Below are 16752 nucleotides of genomic sequence, written 5' to 3' on the forward strand. Positions count from 1 at the left end.
AAGCGCCGCGCGGGCGGCGCTCGATTTCACAGGCGATGAAGATCTTTTGGCGAGCACCTGCGAGCTCCACAATTCATCCCGCGGGCTCAAGACGGCCATCGCGCCCAATGTGATAACGCTGCAGGTCCTGCGCCAGAACCAGCCGCCCGCTATAGTGGGCCAACGCCTCGGCACGCACATCGTCGATGCTCGGGCTGCGCCGTGAGTCGTGCTGGTAGCGGGCGCTGAAGTGCGTCAGTACCAGGTTGCGCACGCCCGCAGCTTCGGCAAAGCGTGCCACCGCAGCCGCGGTGCTATGGCCGAAGGTGACCCCCGTGCGCTCGACCACCGCCTGGGTGAACGTGGCTTCGTGTACCAGCACGTCCGCCCCCCTGGCGGCATCGGCCAATAGCGCGGGGTTGTCATTGTCGCCGCACACGATCACCCGCCGTGGCGGGCGCGAAGGGCGCAAGTAATCACTGCCGTGCAGCAGCTGCCCGCCATGCTGCACCGTCAGGCCCTTGGCCAGGTCGCCCCACAGCGGGCCACGGGGTATGCCTTTTGCTTCCAGGCGCGGGATGTCCAGGCGCGGTTCGGGGTTGAGTTCGGTGAACACGAAGCCGACGCTCGGCACCCGGTGCGACAACTGCACGCTGGTCACCTGCACGGCTTCACTGCGCCACTCCACCAGGTCTTCAACGGCCAGCAGGCGCAGTTCGAACGGCAGGAAGGTATCGCTGGCCACCAGCCCCTGGCGCACCCAGTCGTGCAGGGCGGTGGGCAATACAAGGTCCAGCGGCTGGGTGCGCCCGCTCATGCCGGCACTAGCCAGCAGGCCCGGCAGGCCGAAGCAATGGTCGCCGTGCACGTGGGTGATGAAGATGGCGCGCAGGTCGCGGATCGACAGCGGCGTGTGCAGCAGTTGGTGCTGGGTGCCTTCGCCACAGTCGACCAGGTACCAGTGGCTGCCACTGGCTTCGATCACAGCGGTGGCGCTGACGTTGCGTGCCTTGGTCGGCACGCCGGCGGAGGTGCCCAGGAACAGCAAATCCATGGTCTGGCTCCTTGTTTCAGCCCGGCAGCGACGCCTGTACCAGCGGACCGATATGCATCAGGCGGATACAAGGTGCTGGTGGCGGCGTGGTACTCAACGGGCTCGTTCCTTCGAGGTGATACGGGGCGCACACCTTAGCCGGATTGCCGCATGTCGTCGATGGCCCGCCAGGTTTGCCTACTCGGCCTGTCGCCAGATGAGCTTGCTGGTGTCATAGCCTTGCTCACGGGCGATCATCAGCAGTTGCTCGCGCAGTTGGTCGGTGACCGCGGGCGTGCGCGAAAGCAGCCACAGGTATTCGCGGTTCGGGTGGCCGACCAAGGCCACGCGGTAGTCCTGATCGTGGTACAGCACCCAGTACTCGCCCTTGGCCAGGCCGGGCGCAAGGCGGCTGAACCAGTTGTCGAAGCGCACCCAGAGCTTGTCGGTGCTACCCGGTTGCTGGGCTTCGGCGATGCCCTTGGCCTGGTTCCACTGGCCGTCCTTTTCCTGGCAGCGGTTGGTCACGTCGAGGCGGCCGTCCTCTCGCAGACCGTAGTGCGCCTCGGACTGCACGCAGTTGCGCTGGAAGAACATCGGCAGCCGCGCGAGTTCGTACCAGGTGCCCTGGTAACGTTGCAGGTCGACCTGCTGGGTACGCGGCGGTGCCGGGTGGTCGTTGCCGGCGCAGCCGAGCAGGGCCAGGGTCATGCAGGAAAGCAGCAACGTGGTGCGTAGCGCCATGGTGAACCTCCTTGATACGGACGGGGCTTACCTGTGTTTCGATGCGGGCGAGAGGCAAAAGTTGTACGGGATTGTAGCTTTCAGAACGAACCGGTCTGCACTTCGCCTGCGCGCACGTAGCGGGCGATGACCACGCCCTTGGGCGAAACCTGCGAGTGCTGCAGGGTGAAGGCCGCCGCTGCCGCATCGTCGCCGAACAGGCGTTTGCCGTGGCCGAGCAGCAGCGGGTGGATCAGCAGTTGCAGTTCATCGACCAGGCCTGCCGCCAGCAGTTGCTGTACCAGTTCGCTGCTGCCCTGGGTCAGCAGGTTGGCGCCGTCCTGCTGTTTCAGCGTGCGAACCGCTGCGGTGATGTCCGCGCCCAGGGCATGGCTGTTGTGCCAGTCGAGGGTTGTGGGGTTGTGGGTGGCCACGTGCTTGGGCACGCTGTTGAACAGGTTGGCGATGGAGAAGTCTTCCGAGCTGTCTTTGATGTCAGGCCAGTAGCCGGCGAAGATGTTGTAGGTGCGCCGGCCCAGTAGCAGCTCGAAGGGCTCGCTGAACAGGGCCTGCATGGCCTGGCCGAAGACTTCCTCTGCATACGGCACGATCCAGCCGCCGTAGGTGAAGCCGCCGCTGGTGTCTTCCTGCGGGCCGCCGGGGGCCTGCATGACACCGTCGAGGCTGATGAAGGCGGCTACGATGAGTTTGCGCATGGGGACTCTCCTGTTGGCAGCCGGGGTGGCTGTGGGCATGGGATAGTCGAATGGCAGGCAGCAGAATCGACAGGGCTGTTTGAGTGGTCTGCACTGGCCCTTTCGCGGGTAAACCCGCTCCCACATGATCTCCACAGTTTCGCAGGCTGTGCAGTACCTGTGGGAGCGGGTTCACCCGCGAAGAGGCCGGTACAGGCTACATCACAGCCAGTAGGTCACCGCCCACCACCCCAGGCCACCCATCACTACGGTATAGGGCAAGGCCATCCACACCATCCGCCCATACGACAGCCGGATCAGCGGTGCAATCGCCGAAGTCAGCAGGAACAGGAACGCCGCCTGCCCATTCGGTGTCGCCACACTGGGCAGGTTGGTACCGGTGTTGATTGCCACCGCCAGCGTCTCGAAATGCTCACGGCTCATGCCGCCATTGAGGAACGCCTGCTTCACCTCGGTGATGTAGATAGTGGCGACGAATACGTTGTCGCTGATCGCCGACAGCAGGCCGTTGGCCAGGTACAGCATGCCCGGCTGCTGCTCGGCCGGCAGCGCCAGCACCCAGGCAATCAACGGGCTGAACAGCTGCTGTTGATGAATCACCGCTACCACGGCAAAGAACACCACCAGCAATGCGGTGAACGGCATGGCGTCCTGGAAGGCACGGCCCAGGCGGTGTTCGTCAGTGATGCCGGTAAAGGCCGTGATCAGCACGATCACCATCAGGCCGATCAGGCCGACCTCGGCAACGTGCAGCCCCAGGCAGACGATCAGGATCAGTGCGGCGAACCCTTGCACCCACAGCGCAATGCGTTGGGCCGTGGTGCGCGCAGCATCGTCCTCGGCGGCGTAGGCGGCCAGCACCTGGCGCACCGGTTCGGGCATCAGCGTGCCATAGCCGAACAGGCGCAGCTTCTCCAGCAGCACGCAGGTCAGCAGGCCGGCGCCCAGCACCGGCAGCGACACCGGTGCCACCTTCAGGAAGAAATCGGCAAAGTGCCAGCCCATTTCGTGGCCAATCAGCAGGTTCTGCGGCTCGCCCACCAGCGTACACACGCCGCCCAGGGCGGTACCCACCGCGCCATGCATCAGCAGGCTGCGCAGGAAGGCGCGGAACTGGTCGAGGTCTTCACGGTGCAACTGTGCGATCTGCTGGTCGCTGTCCAGTGCACCGTCTTCGCGCGGGTTGGCCCCGGAGGCGACGCGGTGGTAGACCGCATAGAAGCCGACCGCGGCGCTGATGATCACGGCGGTCACGGTCAGCGCATCGAGAAACGCTGAGAGGAATGCCGACAGCACGCAGAACAGCAACGCCAGGGTCGCCTTCGAACGCACCCCCAGCAAAATGCGCGAGAACAGGAACAACAGCAGTTCCTTCATGAAGTGGATGCCCGCAACCATGAACATCAGCAGCAGGATCACCGGGAAGTTGTGCTGCAACTCTTCGTACAGGGTTTGCGGGGTGGTCATCTGCAACAACAGGGCTTCGACCAGCAGCAGGCCGCCGGGCATCAGCGGGTAGCACTTCAGGGCCATGCCCAGGGTGAAGATGAATTCGAGCACCAGTGCCCAGCCGGCCGCGACCGGGCCGACGGTCAGCAGCAGTAGCGGATTGAGCACCAGGAACAGGCAGATGACTGCCTTGTACCAAAGCGGCGACTGGCCCAGAAAGCTGTGGGCGAGGGCGCCGGTCAGGGAGCGCGACATGAATTTGTATCCTTATGATTCGGCGATGGCGCACGGTGCCGGATCAGCGCGTCTTAGGCAAGGCGTAAAGTCCCGTTTTTGGCACAAGTGCGGTCATCGGGCTGGGTTACCATCCGTGCCATGAACCCTTCACCCGCAGGAGTGCCGCCCGTGACCGAGTACAGCGCATTCAAGGTCGAACTGACCGACAGCATTGCCCATGTTCAGATCAACCGCCCGGAAAAGGTCAATGCGATGAATGCGGCCTTCTGGGAGGAGATCACCGACATCTTCCAGTGGGTCGATGACACCGACGCGGTGCGGGTGGTGGTGATCAGCGGTGCCGGCAAGCATTTTTCCGCCGGTATCGACCTGATGATGCTGGCCTCGCTGGCCGGGCAGATGGGCAAGGACGTGGGCCGCAATGCGCGCTTCCTGCGCAGCACCATCTTGCGCCTGCAGGCGTCGTTCAATGCCGTGGACAAATGCCGCAAGCCGGTACTGGCAGCGGTGCAGGGTTACTGCATTGGCGGTGCCATCGACCTTATCTCGGCCTGCGACATGCGCTACTGCAGCAGCGACGCGCAGTTCTCGATCAAGGAAATCGACATGGGCATGGCCGCCGATGTCGGCACACTGCAACGTTTGCCTCGTATCATCGGTGACGGCATGATGCGTGAGTTGGCCTTCACCGGGCGCAATGTCGAGGCCGAAGAGGCGCTGCGCATTGGCCTGGTCAACCGGGTCTATGATGATCAGGCCGCGCTGATGGACGGGGTCTTTGCCATCGCCCGCGAGATTGCCGCAAAATCGCCGATCGCCGTGGCCGGCACCAAGGAAATGCTCAGCTACATGCGTGACCATCGCATCGACGATGGCCTGGAGTACATCGCCACCTGGAACGCCGCGATGCTGCAGTCCGAAGACCTGCGCGTGGCAGTGGCGGCGCACATGAGCAAACAGAAACCGACGTTCGCCGACTGATCAGGCCGGGGGACGCGCAGTAAAGGAACCCCCCGACATGTCAGCACGCTGGACTACCGCAGTACTCGACCCGCAGATCACCGGGGGGCTGGCCGTGGCCCGCAGCCCGGAAGGGTTCCTGGTGGACGACAACGGCGCGCTGTTCCCCCGCGACTGGCTCAAGCGCCAGGACCTCGATGTGTTGTGCGAGCACGGCATTGGCCACTTCGACGGCCAGCCGGTGTTCCTGCTGGAGCTGCGCAGCGCCACCGACGTGCCCGGTTGCGCCTGGCGAGGATTGCGCGCGTTCATGCTCGAAGGTGACTTCGATACCTACACAGTGCTGGGCTATGCCGCACAGATCGGCACCTGGGCCCGTGAGCACCGCTTCTGCGGCAGCTGCGGCCAGGCGATGACGCAGATTCGCTGGGAGCGGGCAATGTACTGCCAGCCCTGCGACCTGCGCAGCTACCCGCGCATTTCACCGAGCATGATCGTGCTGGTGACCCGTGGCGACGAAATCCTGCTGGCGCGCTCGCCGCGTTTCGTCACCGGGGTATACAGCACGTTGGCAGGCTTCGCCGAACCGGGCGAGTCGGCCGAGGACTGCCTGGTGCGCGAAGTGCGTGAAGAAGTGGCGGTGGAGGTGCAGAACATCCAGTACGTCGGCAGCCAGTGCTGGCCGTTCCCGCATTCGATGATGCTGGGCTTCCATGCCGAGTATGCCGGCGGCGATATCGTCATGCAGCCGGACGAGATCGAGGACGCCAGGTGGTTCAGCGTCCACGACCTGCCGCCGCTGCCGGCCGGGCGTTCGATTGCCCGGTACCTGATCGACCTTTATGTTGCACGGCGGCTGGGCTGTGATATCCCTGCTTTCCCGTCCTAGCTGCAGTGAGAAATGTTCTCCGACTAGGCGCAGGGCGCAGGCAATGGTCATTCCATTGCCAAGTCCTGCAACGACGGCGGAGGACATTTCTCGCGCAGATAGGGCGGGTAAGCAGGGGTATCACAGCCCATCAGGCTTGCCCGAACCAGTGCTGCCACGCCAGGCGCACGGTCAATGCCAGCACCACGGTGATGAACACCGGGCGGATGAACTTGCTGCCGCCACTGATCGCCGTGCGTGCGCCGAAGAAGGCGCCGACCATCACCGACAGGCCCATGCACAGGCCGACGATGTAGTCCACCTGCCCGGAAATGATGAACACCGTCAGCGCCGCGATGTTGCTGACGAAGTTCATGCTGCGCGCCACGCCGCTGGCACGGACCAGGTCGATGGGGTACAGCAGCAAGGTGCTGACCGTCCAGAACGCCCCGGTACCCGGGCCGGCCACGCCGTCATAGAAGCCCAGGGTGAAGCCTTGTGGTACTTGCCACTTTTTCCTGATCGGTGCATCGGCATCCAGCGGTGCCTTGGGCGTGCCGCCGAACAGCAGGTAGACACCACAGGCGAAGACGATCACCGGTAGCATCTTGTTCAGCCATTCGGCCGGCATGTAGTGGGCGATGACCGCGCCGAGCAAGGCCCCGGTCAAGGTGGCGAACAAGGCGGGGCGCCATTGTGCCGGGTGGAACAGCTTGCGCCTGTAGTAGGTGAAGCCGGCGGTGGCCGAGCCGAAGGTGGAGCTGAGCTTGTTGGTACCCAGTACCAGGTGCGGTGGCATGCCGGCGGTGAGTAGCGCCGGGGTGGTGAGCAGGCCGCCACCGCCGGCGATGGCATCGATGAAACCGGCGACGAAGGCGACCAGGGCCAGGATCAGCAGGGTGAGGGGTTCTACGGTGAGTTCGAAGGGCATGGGGTTTTGGCAGGCAGGGAGGCAAGGGGCGGCAAAGGGCCGCACTAGAAGCGTGACATGGTAATCCTGGGGGAGGTGTGTTGCCAGTGCCGGCCTCTTCGCGGGCACGCCCGCTCCCACAGGTTACCTACACATTTCAAGACCTGTGCAGTACCTGTGGGAGCGGGTTTACCCGCGAAGAGGCCGGTGCAGGCGATCACATCAGCTACGGATAAACGCCAGCAAATCCGCATTGATCACATCGGCATGGGTGGTCGGCATGCCATGCGGGTAGCCCTGGTAGGTCTTTAGTGTGCCATTGGGCAGCAGCTTGGCCGACAGCAGCCCGGAGTTCTCATACGGCACGATCTGGTCGTCGTCGCCATGCATCACCAGCACCGGCTGGGTAATGCCCTTCAGGTCTTCGGTGAAGTCGGTCTGGGAAAACGCCACGATGCCATCGTAATGGGCCTTGGCGCTACCGATCATGCCCTGGCGCCACCAGTTGCCGATGATGCCTTCGCTGGCGTCGACACCGGGGCGGTTGTAGCCGTAGAACGGCCCTGCCGGCACATCCCGGTAGAACTGCGCGCGGTTGCTGGCGACCTGGGCCTGGAAGCCGTCGAAAACGGATTTGGGCAGGCCACCGGGATTATCGGGAGTCTGCACCATCAACGGCGGTACGGCGGCGATCAGCACGGCCTTGGCCACCTTGTCTGCAGGGTGTCGGGCCATGTAGCGCACCACCTCACCGCCACCGGTCGAGTGGCCGACATGCACGGCGCCCTGAATGCCCAGGTGGGCCACCACTGCGGCTACGTCGTCGGCGTAGTGGTCCATGTCGTGGCCGTCCCATACCTGGCTGGAGCGGCCATGGCCGCGGCGGTCGTGGGCGACCACGCGGTAACCGTGGGCGAGGAAGAACAGCATCTGCGCGTCCCAGTCGTCGGCACTGAGCGGCCAGCCGTGGTGGAAGTGGATGACCGGCGCATCGCGCGGGCCCCAGTCCTTGTAGAAGATCTGTACGCCGTCCTTCGTGGTTACATAGCTCATGGTCGGGTCTCCTGTGTGCAGGAAGCGAAGTGAGCTATTGAGAATAGGAGGAATTTTGCTTGGCGCCGGAATTTGTGGTGACTGCACTGTAGTGGGCTTGCACCATGCTTCCGGCCTGCCCGGCGCCGTGTAGGAGCGGTGCCAGGCGATCAGGCGCGGTCGCGCATCCGGTACCAGGCCTTGGCGGCGGCTTCCAGCGGTGCGGCCAGCAGGTCGCCACCGGGGAAGCGGCCGTTGTCGATGCCTTGATATAGCGCCAGCAGGTCGTCGTCACCGAGGATGGCATCGCTCACGGCCCGGGCTGCGGCCAGGGTCGGCAGCACGCCATGGCCTGAGAAGCCCTGCAGCCAGTAGCGCTGGCCCTCGCGGCCGACGTCCGGGGTACGCTGGATGCTGCAATCGATATGGCCGCCCCAGGCGTAGTCGATGGCTACCCCGGCCAGCTGCGGAAACACCCGCTCCAGGTAGGGGCGGGTGGCGCTGGCGACGTCCCTGGGAATACCGCCCAGGTAGGTGCAGCCGCCGCCAAATAGCAGACGATGGTCCGGGGTAAGGCGGAAATAGTCGGGCACGAACTGGTTGTCGATTACGCAGCTGTTGCGGGGCAGTAGCGACTGGGCGAAGTCGGCGTCCAACGGCGCGGTGGCTACCTGATAGGACCCGACGGGCAGCAGGCGGCGTGACAGGCTGCGGTCGAGGCGGTCGATGTAGGCGTTGCAGGCCAGGACCAGCACGTCGCTGCGCACTTCGCCACGCTCGGTGCGGGCGATGTAGCCGCTGCCGGTCTGTTGGTAGTCGAGCACCTGGCTTTGTTCGAAGATACGCCCACCGCTAGCTTCGATGGTACTGGCCAGGCCCTGGGCCAGCTTTAGCGGATTGAGGTGGGCGCCTTTGGCGTCATAGAGCGCAGCCTGGTAGCGCGGGCTGTCGATCCATTGGGGCAGCTCGTCGCGGCCGATCAGGCGCAGGGCGTCGTAGCCCCATTTGTGTTCGGCCTCGTGCAGGGCTTCTTCCAACAGTTTCACCCGGCGCGGCAGCACGGCAGTCCACAAGCTGCCCAGCCGGTAGTCAATGTCGAAGCCATGGCGCACGGGGAGTTCGCGCATTTCGTCGGCGGCCCAGCACATGCTGGCCCACAGGCGTCGGGTGCGTTCGATACCCAGGGCCTTTTCCAGCGGCGGCATGTCGCACGACCAGCCGAGCAGTGCCTGGCCACCATTGCGGCCGGACGCGGCCCAGGCCACGCGGCTGGCTTCCAGCAGCGTTACGCGTTTGCCGGCCTGGGTCAGGCGCAGGGCGGTGTGCAGGCCGCTGAAGCCGGCGCCAATGATCAGTACATCGGTGTCGTGGTTGCCTTGCAGGGTGGGGAGCAGGGGAATGCTGGTGGGGTAGGTCTGGGCGTAGTAGCTGGCGACGTGCTGGGCGGATTGTTTGAACATGCAGGGGTCTCATGAAATTTATTTTGATTATTTTCATGAAAATTTAGCAGGTAAATTTCATAGCGCCAATGCATTGGCCGCCTTTGTGGTTTACCTGGGGTTGTTGTGTTGCCTGTCCTGGCCCTTTCGCGGGTAAACCCGCTCCCACAGAGTCATCACAGGTCTTGAGGTCGGCGCTGTTCCTGTGGGAGCGGGTTTACCCGCGAAGGGGCCTGACCTGGGAGGGCAAAATCTTCAGGTTGTCGCCTTTTTTCGAGGCTGCCTTGGTTTGCCTGCGGCCGCTTTTCCTTTCCCGCCGCCCCTGCGCTTCTTCTTCCACGGCGGCGCCGCCCCGGCCGCCGGCCCGCTGATGGTCATGCGCATACCGCTGCACCGCTCCACCAGTTTGCCCATCCATGCCGACTGCCGGGCGACGAACTCTTCCAGCGTCATCTCGCCACTCTGCACCATGTCCAGCGCCTGCTCCCAGATAGCCGTGGTACCCGGGTCGGCAATGGCGCGCGGTACGGCGTCGATCAGGCTGAACGCCGCAGGCGTGGCGGACAGGGCCTTGCCGTTCTTGACCAGGTAACCACGGTCAAGCAGGCCCTGGATGATGCTGGCGCGGGTGGCTTCGGTGCCGATGCCGGTGGTTTCCTTGAGCTTCTGCTTCAGTCGAGGGTCATCCACCAGCTTGGCGACGTTCTTCATCGCCTTGATCAGGTCGCCTTCGGTAAACGGCTTGGGTGGCTGGGTCCACAGGTCTTTCAGTTGCAGGCTCTGCACGCTGCAGTCCTGGCCTTCGCGCAGCGCTGGTAACACCTGGGCCGGTGGTGTCTCGCGGCCCTTGGCCGGGGTCAGCGCTTCGGGCAGTGCACGGCGCCAGCCGGGTTCGACGATCTGCTTGCCTACTGCACGCAGGGCATGGCCGGCGCAATCGAAGTCGGCCTGGGTGCGGTCGTACTCGTGGTTGGGCAGGAACTGCGCCAGGTAGCGGGCGCGGATCAGGGTGTACACCGCCTTGTGCTTGGCCGGCAGGCGCGACGGGTCGCTGGCGGCGGCAGTGGGGATGATGCCGTGGTGGGCACTGACCTTGGCGTCGTTCCACGCCCGTGAACGGCGCTGCGGCTCCAGGTAGGGCTGCAGCGGCGCCAGGCTGGCATCGGCCCGTTGCAGGGCGGCGAGGATGGCGGGCGCTTCGGCGTGCTGGCTTTGTGGCAGGTAGCCGCAGTCGCTGCGCGGGTAGGTGATCAGCTTGTGGGTTTCGTACAGCGCCTGGGCGATGTCGAGGGTTTCCTGGGCGCCGAGGCCGAATTTTTTCGAGCACAGTTCCTGCAGCGTGCCCAGGTCGAAGGGCAGGGGAGCCGCCTCACGCACGCGCTCGGTGGTCACCTTGATGGCCCGGGCAATACCCGCATTGCCGATGTCGGCGGCAGCCTGCTGCGCCAGGGCCTGGTTCAGGCAGCGGCCCTGGTCGTCGCAGGCGTCCTCGGGGGCGCGCCACTGGGCGTTGAAGCCAAAGCCTGCGTGTTCGAGTTGCACGTCGATGGCCCAGAACGGCACCGGCACGAAGTCGGCGATGCTGCGGTCGCGGTCGACCACCAGGCGCAAGGTGGGCGTTTGCACCCGGCCCACCGGCAGCACGCCCTGGTAGCCGGACTGCCGGCCCAGCAGGGTGAACAGCCGGCTCATGTTCATGCCGATCAGCCAGTCGGCGCGGGAGCGGCCCAGCGCCGAGTGGTACAGGTTGAAGGTTTCGTGGCCCGGCAGCAGGCGTGCCAGTGCCTTGCGGATGGAGGCGTCGTCCAGTGCCGACAGCCACAGGCGCTGCACCGGGCCGCGGTAGCGACAATGCTCGACCAGTTCGCGGGCGATCATTTCGCCTTCGCGGTCGGCGTCGGTGGCGATCACCAGTTCGCGCGCTTCGCCGAGCAGGCGCTTGACCGCCTTGAACTGGCTGGCGGTCTTGGGCTTGACCAGCATCTTCCACTTGTCCGGGATGATCGGCAGGTCGGCCAGGTTCCAGCGCTTGTAGCGTTCGTCGTAGCTGTCGGGCGGGGCGGTTTCCAGCAGGTGGCCGATGCACCAGGTCACGCAGACGTCGGTGCCTTGCCAGCAGCCATCGCCCTTGCGGTTGGCGCCGAGCACTTTGGCGATGTCTTTTGCCTGGGAGGGTTTTTCGCAGAGGAACAGGCGCATGGCCGGGGACGCTTCATCGGGGGTGATGGGCGATAGGATGCGCAAGCGAGGGCGCGGAGGCAAGTTTTATCTGGATGGATGTACAGGTTTTTTGTCAGAGGGGATGTCTTGGCTGTACCGGCCTCTTCGCGGGTGAACCCGCTCCCACAGGGGCCCCACAATTTTCAGAATTTGTGGGGGCCTGTGGGAAGGTCGTGGATCAGGCGCGCGAGTCGCGCACCATGTCCACGTGCGGGATGCCGGCTTCGAGGAACTCCTCGCTGACCACGCGAAAACCCAGCCGCTCGTAGAACGGCGTGGCGTGCACCTGGGCGCTGAGCATCTGCTGCTTCAGGTCGCGGTTCTGGGCTTCGACAATCACCGCGTTCATCAGCGCGTCACCCACCTTAAGCCCGCGCCAGTCCTTCAGCACCGAGACCCGGCCGATGGTGCCGTCAGGCAGCAGGCGGGCGGTGCCGATCGGGTAGTCGCCTTCCAGGGCCAGGAAGTGCGCGGCGGTCGGGTCGTCCGAGTCCCACTCCAGCTCCGGCGGCACGTGCTGTTCGGCAATGAACACCGCTTCGCGGATGCGGCGGATGTCGGCGTTGTCCTTGTGCCAGTCGGCAAGGCGCACACGAATCTTATTCATTGGCGAATCCCAGGCTTCCTTGTTTGACCAGCTGCTGTACCAGCATAAGGCCATCTTCATCCTGCAGCCATTCGCCCAGGTTATCGATGTGCAGGGCGTCGGCCGCGCAAACCAGCTTCAGCAGCTCGCGCAGTTTGCCCGGCAGCGGGCAGCTGCGGCCGCTGGCGAACAGCAGCAGGTCTTCTTCGAATTCCGACCAGGCCAGGCGTGCGCTCGGGTTGCGGATCAGGATGGCGCCCTGTTCCAGGGCGTCGATCAGCTCTTCCTCGGACAGCTCTTCACCGACGATCTGCTCGGGGTAGCGTGGCTCGGTCATGAACTGGCCGAACCAGGTCAGCAGCAGGTCCTTGTCGCCCATGTGCTTGTCGAGCAGCGCCTTCAGGCGGTCGAGGGCGTCGTGCTGGATCTGGTGCGGGTCGCTGACCGGCTGGGCGTCGGCGTCGCTGTAGCGTTCTTCGTCGGGCAGGAACTGGCCGAGGAAATCGGTGAAGTGGGTCAGCACTTCGGCGGCGCTTGGGGCGCGGAAGCCGACCGAGTAGGTCAGGCAGTCGTCCACGGCCACGCCGTAGTGGGCCAGGCGCGGTGGCAGGTAGAGCATGTCGCCCGGCTCCAGGGTCCACTCATCGCTCTGCTCGAATTCGGCGAGGATGCGCAGGTCGGCGTGCTCCAGTAGCGAGCTGTCGCTGCTGCACATCTGGCCGATTTTCCAGTTGCGCTGGCCGTGGCCCTGCAGCAGGAACACGTCGTAGTTGTCGAAGTGCGGGCCGACGCTGCCACCGGGGGCGGCGAAGCTGATCATCACGTCATCGATGCGCCAGCTGGGCAGGAAACGGAAGTTTTCCAGCAGTTCGGCCACTTCCGGGACGAACTGGTCGACGGCCTGCACCAGCAGGGTCCAGTCCTTTTCCGGCAACTCGGCGAAGGTCTCTTCGGTGAACGGGCCGCGACGCAGCTCCCACGGGTGCGCGCCGTGCTCGAGCACGATACGCGACTCTACTTCCTCTTCCAGAGCCAGGCCGGCCAGCTCGTCGGGGTCGATCGGGCTGATGAAGTCCGGGAAGGCCTGGCGCACCAGCAGCGGCTTCTTCTGCCAGTAGTCGCGCATGAATTCGCGGGCCGAGATGCCGCCGAGCAGCTGCAGTGGAGTATCAGGATTCATGTTCAACCTATTGAAAAAATGTAATTTTCGTCCGGGAATAAAAACGCCCGGGCAGGCCGGGCGTTGAACGCGACGGTCAGCTTAGATGCGTTTGGCCTGTGCTGCCGCGTTGCCGATGTAGGTAGCAGGGGTCAGCTGCTTGAGCTCGGCCTTGGCGTCGGCTGGCATGTCCAGGCCGTCGATGAAGGTCAGCAGCGCTTCCGGGGTGATGCCCTTGCCACGGGTCAGCTCTTTGAGCTTCTCGTAGGGGTTTTCGATGTTGAAGCGGCGCATCACGGTCTGGATCGGCTCGGCCAGCACTTCCCAGCAGGCGTCCAGGTCGGCGGCGATGCGGGCTTCGTTGACTTCCAGCTTGCCGATGCCTTTCAGGCTGGCTTCGTAGGCGATGACGCTATGGGCAAAGCCTACGCCCAGGTTGCGCAGCACGGTGGAGTCGGTCAGGTCACGCTGCCAGCGCGAGATCGGCAGCTTGCTGGCCAGGTGCTGGAACAGCGCGTTGGCGATACCCAGGTTGCCTTCGGAGTTTTCGAAGTCGATCGGGTTGACCTTGTGCGGCATGGTCGACGAGCCGATTTCGCCGGCAACGGTCTTCTGCTTGAAGTAGCCCAGCGAGATGTAGCCCCACACATCGCGGTCGAAGTCGATCAGGATGGTGTTGAAGCGGGCGATGGCGTCGAACAGCTCGGCGATATAGTCGTGCGGCTCGATCTGGGTGGTGTACGGGTTGAACTGCAGGCCCAGCTCGTCTTCGATGAAGGCGCGGGCGTTCTGCTCCCAGTCGATCTGCGAGTAGGCCGACAGGTGGGCGTTGTAGTTGCCCACGGCGCCGTTGATCTTGCCCAGCAGCGGCACGGCGGCAACCTGGGCGATCTGGCGCTCCAGGCGGTACACGACGTTGGCCAGCTCTTTACCCAGGGTGGTCGGCGAAGCCGGCTGGCCGTGGGTGCGCGACAGCATCGGCACGTCGGCATGGGCGTGGGCCAGGGCGCGGATGGCATCGGCGATCTGGCGCATCAGCGGCAGCAGCACTTCGTCACGGCCGGCGCGCAGCATCAGGGCGTGGGACAGGTTGTTGATGTCCTCGCTGGTGCAGGCGAAGTGGATGAACTCGCTGACCTTGGCCAGCTCAGGCAGCTTGGCAGCCTGCTCCTTGAGGAGGTATTCGATCGCCTTGACGTCGTGGTTGGTGGTGCGCTCGATTTCCTTGACGCGTTCGGCGTGCTCGAGCTTGAAGTCGGTGGCCAGGCTGTCCAGCAGGGCGTTGGCTTCGGCGGAGAATGCCGGCACTTCGCCGATCTGCGGGTGGGCGGCCAGGCGCTGCAGCCAGCGCACTTCGACCAGGGCGCGGAAACGGATCAGGCCGAATTCGCTGAAAATAGGGCGCAAGGCCTGGGTTTTGCCGGCATAACGGCCGTCTACAGGGGAAACCGCAGTGAGCGAAGAGAGCTGCATGGGGTGTTCTCGGACAGTCAGGCTTTTGGAAGGGCGCATATCATACATGAATTTTGCGCCCGAGTCGGGTGGCTGACCAAAGGTCGGGCCATTAAAAGCATGTCGCGGCCCTTGTGGGGCGGGTTTACCCGCGAATACGTCGGCTGATCCAGCATCGCATTCGCGGGTGAACCCGCTCCCACAGGGGTGGGGGTCGCCTGTCAGGAAGGCGAACGCATCATGTCGTACAGTTCGTTGAGCAACTTGCGCCGGCTGAACACCAGCTGCCAGCGGTGCCCGCCCAGCTGGCGCCACAGGCGCGCGGCGCGGATGCCGGCCAGCAGCAGGGCGCGGATCTTCGAGGCGTTGCTGGCCTGCTGCAGGAAGCGCATGTCGCCATGTACCTGGATGCGCTGGCGCAAGGTGCTCAGGGTGTCCTGGTACAAGGCTCCACTGGATGCAATGACGTTTTCATGAACCAGGCCGAAATGCTCGGCCTGGGACTGGATTTGCGGCAGGCGGTTGCCGATGGTGTCGAGCAGGTCGCCGCGCTTGTTCAGCTGGCGCTCCAGGCCCAGCATCGACAGGGCGTAGCGCAGCGGCTCGCGCTGCAGGCTGCTGGGGTCGCGCTCCAGCGCGCCGACCAGCGCGCGGTAGCCGTCGCGCAGGTTCAGGTCGTCACCACCGAATACCTCCAGGGTGTCCTTGGGGTCACGCACCAGCAGGCTGCCCAGCATGCAGCCGATGTTGGCCTCGCTGGCCTGGCCGGTGCGGGCGATGCGGTCGACCAATACAGCGGCCTGGAACACACCGCCCAATGCAATCAGCTGCTCCTGCAGGTTGCTCATGCGCGCGGGCTCCAGGGCTCGGCGGCTTCGATCACGCCGCCACCCAGGCACACTTCGCCGTCGTAGAACACCACCGACTGGCCCGGGGTAACGGCGCGCTGCGGCTCGTCGAACACCGCGCGGTAACCGCTTTCGGTCAGCGCCAGGGTGCACCGTTGGTCGCTCTGGCGGTAGCGTACCTTGGCGGTCAGCTGGCGCGGGCTGCTGAGGTCGACCGGGTTGACCCAGAAAATTTCCGAAGCCAGCAGGGCGCGGGAGAACAACCATGGGTGTTCGTTACCCTGGCCGACCACCAGCACGTTGCGGGTCAGGTCCTTGTGCAGCACGTACCACGGCTCGTCGCCGGCGTCCTTCAGGCCGCCAATGCCCAGGCCCTGGCGCTGGCCGATGGTGTGGTACATCAGGCCGTGGTGGCGGCCGATCACTTCACCGTCGGTGGTTTCGATGTCGCCTGGCTGTGCCGGCAGGTACTGCTTGAGGAAGTCGCTGAAGCGGCGCTCGCCGATGAAGCAGATGCCGGTGGAGTCCTTCTTCTTGGCGGTGGCCAGGCCGTGTTTTTCGGCAATGGCGCGGACTTCGGGCTTTTCCAGCTCGCCGACCGGGAACAGGGTGCGGGCAATTTCCTTGCCGCCGACGGCGTGCAGGAAGTAGCTCTGATCCTTGTTCGGGTCCAGGCCCTTGAGCAGTTCGGTGAGTTCACCGGTGTCGCGGCGGCGCACGTAATGGCCGGTGGCGATCAGGTCGGCACCCAGCGACAGGGCGTAGTCGAGGAACGCCTTGAACTTGATTTCGCGGTTGCAGAGGATGTCCGGGTTGGGCGTGCGGCCGGCCTTGTACTCCTCGAGGAAGTGCTCGAACACGTTGTCCCAGTATTCGGCGGCGAAGTTGGCGGTGTGCAGCTTGATGCCGATGCGGTCGCACACGGCCTGGGCGTCGGCCAGGTCTTCACGGGCGGTGCAGTATTCGGTGCCGTCGTCTTCTTCCCAGTTCTTCATGAACAGCCCTTCCACCTGGTAGCCCTGCTCCATGAGCAGAAGGGCGGAGACAGAAGAGTCCACGCCGCCGGACATGCCGACGATGACGCGGGTCTTGGCGGGGTCTTTGAGTGCTGGGCTGGTCATGGTTACCGGTGTGTATCAAG

The 16752-nt window shown here is 64.6% G+C and carries 15 protein-coding genes; 2 read left to right on the forward strand and 13 right to left on the reverse strand.

The window, feature by feature from the left end:
* Positions 1–73: 73 nt before the first annotated feature.
* The 4 genes from J5M71_RS07325 to nhaB all read right to left on the reverse strand — a co-directional run bounded on the left by J5M71_RS07325 (position 74) and on the right by nhaB (position 4155).
* Positions 74–1033 carry a ribonuclease Z gene (locus J5M71_RS07325; RefSeq protein ID WP_207831159.1) on the reverse strand — a complete coding sequence of 320 codons (960 nt, stop codon included), beginning with the start codon at positions 1031–1033 and terminating at the stop codon, positions 74–76.
* A gap of 177 nt (positions 1034–1210) precedes the next feature.
* Positions 1211–1756, reverse strand: a complete 546-nt coding sequence (locus tag J5M71_RS07330; protein ID WP_207831161.1) for a lipocalin family protein — start codon at positions 1754–1756, stop codon at positions 1211–1213.
* An 80-nt stretch (positions 1757–1836) separates the two neighbouring features.
* On the reverse strand, positions 1837–2451 hold the full coding sequence (locus tag J5M71_RS07335; RefSeq protein ID WP_207831162.1) for a dihydrofolate reductase family protein: 615 nt from the start codon (positions 2449–2451) through the stop codon (positions 1837–1839).
* Between the two features lie 201 nt (positions 2452–2652).
* Positions 2653–4155 carry a sodium/proton antiporter NhaB gene (gene nhaB, locus J5M71_RS07340; protein WP_207831164.1) on the reverse strand — a complete coding sequence of 501 codons (1503 nt, stop codon included), beginning with the start codon at positions 4153–4155 and terminating at the stop codon, positions 2653–2655.
* Between the two features lie 150 nt (positions 4156–4305).
* Here nhaB and J5M71_RS07345 point away from each other — a divergent pair, with 150 nt between their 5' ends.
* The gene (locus J5M71_RS07345; RefSeq protein ID WP_207831166.1) at positions 4306–5118 is read left to right on the forward strand and encodes a crotonase/enoyl-CoA hydratase family protein; all 813 of its coding nucleotides are present in this window, start codon (positions 4306–4308) and stop codon (positions 5116–5118) included.
* A 37-nt stretch (positions 5119–5155) separates the two neighbouring features.
* Entirely contained in the window at positions 5156–5986 is an 831-nt protein-coding gene (gene nudC, locus J5M71_RS07350; RefSeq protein ID WP_207831167.1) for an NAD(+) diphosphatase, read from the forward strand.
* 130 nt (positions 5987–6116) lie between these two features.
* Here nudC and J5M71_RS07355 read toward each other — a convergent pair whose 3' ends face one another.
* The 9 genes from J5M71_RS07355 to mnmA all read right to left on the reverse strand — a co-directional run bounded on the left by J5M71_RS07355 (position 6117) and on the right by mnmA (position 16732).
* Entirely contained in the window at positions 6117–6896 is a 780-nt protein-coding gene (locus J5M71_RS07355; protein WP_063912595.1) for a TSUP family transporter, read from the reverse strand.
* Between the two features lie 201 nt (positions 6897–7097).
* Positions 7098–7928: an alpha/beta hydrolase gene (locus tag J5M71_RS07360; RefSeq protein ID WP_207831173.1), complete on the reverse strand. Its 831-nt coding sequence runs from the start codon at positions 7926–7928 to the stop codon at positions 7098–7100.
* Between the two features lie 149 nt (positions 7929–8077).
* Positions 8078–9367, reverse strand: a complete 1290-nt coding sequence (locus J5M71_RS07365; protein ID WP_207831175.1) for an FAD-binding oxidoreductase — start codon at positions 9365–9367, stop codon at positions 8078–8080.
* A 234-nt stretch (positions 9368–9601) separates the two neighbouring features.
* Entirely contained in the window at positions 9602–11545 is a 1944-nt protein-coding gene (locus tag J5M71_RS07370; RefSeq protein WP_207831177.1) for a DNA topoisomerase III, read from the reverse strand.
* 199 nt (positions 11546–11744) lie between these two features.
* Positions 11745–12173, reverse strand: a complete 429-nt coding sequence (locus J5M71_RS07375; RefSeq protein ID WP_003258855.1) for a GNAT family N-acetyltransferase — start codon at positions 12171–12173, stop codon at positions 11745–11747.
* Complete coding sequence (locus J5M71_RS07380) at positions 12166–13332, reverse strand: cupin domain-containing protein (RefSeq protein ID WP_063912591.1); 1167 nt, start codon at positions 13330–13332, stop codon at positions 12166–12168. The genes J5M71_RS07375 and J5M71_RS07380 overlap by 8 nt, the downstream gene beginning before the upstream one ends.
* 81 nt (positions 13333–13413) lie before the next feature.
* Positions 13414–14784: an adenylosuccinate lyase gene (gene purB, locus J5M71_RS07385; protein WP_063912590.1), complete on the reverse strand. Its 1371-nt coding sequence runs from the start codon at positions 14782–14784 to the stop codon at positions 13414–13416.
* Between the two features lie 200 nt (positions 14785–14984).
* Positions 14985–15611 (reverse strand): high frequency lysogenization protein HflD, encoded by a 627-nt coding sequence (gene hflD, locus J5M71_RS07390; RefSeq protein ID WP_015270973.1) that lies wholly within the window; start codon positions 15609–15611, stop codon positions 14985–14987.
* The gene (gene mnmA, locus J5M71_RS07395; RefSeq protein WP_207831179.1) at positions 15608–16732 is read right to left on the reverse strand and encodes a tRNA 2-thiouridine(34) synthase MnmA; all 1125 of its coding nucleotides are present in this window, start codon (positions 16730–16732) and stop codon (positions 15608–15610) included. The genes hflD and mnmA overlap by 4 nt, the downstream gene beginning before the upstream one ends.
* Positions 16733–16752: the final 20 nt, after the last annotated feature.

The organism is Pseudomonas sp. 43(2021), from assembly GCF_017490805.1.
Taxonomy (GTDB): Bacteria; Pseudomonadota; Gammaproteobacteria; order Pseudomonadales; family Pseudomonadaceae; genus Aquipseudomonas.

Bases quoted from the DNA above. Each gene is read 5' to 3' on its own strand.
- J5M71_RS07365 (WP_207831175.1), bottom strand. From the start codon at position 9,367: ATGTTCAAACAATCCGCCCAGCACGTCGCCAGCTACTACGCCCAGACC.
- J5M71_RS07335 (WP_207831162.1), bottom strand. From the start codon at position 2,451: ATGCGCAAACTCATCGTAGCCGCCTTCATCAGCCTCGACGGTGTCATG.
- J5M71_RS07355 (WP_063912595.1), bottom strand. From the start codon at position 6,896: ATGCCCTTCGAACTCACCGTAGAACCCCTCACCCTGCTGATCCTGGCC.
- J5M71_RS07380 (WP_063912591.1), bottom strand. From the start codon at position 13,332: ATGAATCCTGATACTCCACTGCAGCTGCTCGGCGGCATCTCGGCCCGC.
- nudC (WP_207831167.1), top strand. From the start codon at position 5,156: ATGTCAGCACGCTGGACTACCGCAGTACTCGACCCGCAGATCACCGGG.
- J5M71_RS07360 (WP_207831173.1), bottom strand. From the start codon at position 7,928: ATGAGCTATGTAACCACGAAGGACGGCGTACAGATCTTCTACAAGGAC.
- nhaB (WP_207831164.1), bottom strand. From the start codon at position 4,155: ATGTCGCGCTCCCTGACCGGCGCCCTCGCCCACAGCTTTCTGGGCCAG.
- mnmA (WP_207831179.1), bottom strand. From the start codon at position 16,732: ATGACCAGCCCAGCACTCAAAGACCCCGCCAAGACCCGCGTCATCGTC.
- purB (WP_063912590.1), bottom strand. From the start codon at position 14,784: ATGCAGCTCTCTTCGCTCACTGCGGTTTCCCCTGTAGACGGCCGTTAT.
- J5M71_RS07370 (WP_207831177.1), bottom strand. From the start codon at position 11,545: ATGCGCCTGTTCCTCTGCGAAAAACCCTCCCAGGCAAAAGACATCGCC.
- J5M71_RS07325 (WP_207831159.1), bottom strand. From the start codon at position 1,033: ATGGATTTGCTGTTCCTGGGCACCTCCGCCGGCGTGCCGACCAAGGCA.
- hflD (WP_015270973.1), bottom strand. From the start codon at position 15,611: ATGAGCAACCTGCAGGAGCAGCTGATTGCATTGGGCGGTGTGTTCCAG.
- J5M71_RS07375 (WP_003258855.1), bottom strand. From the start codon at position 12,173: ATGAATAAGATTCGTGTGCGCCTTGCCGACTGGCACAAGGACAACGCC.
- J5M71_RS07330 (WP_207831161.1), bottom strand. From the start codon at position 1,756: ATGGCGCTACGCACCACGTTGCTGCTTTCCTGCATGACCCTGGCCCTG.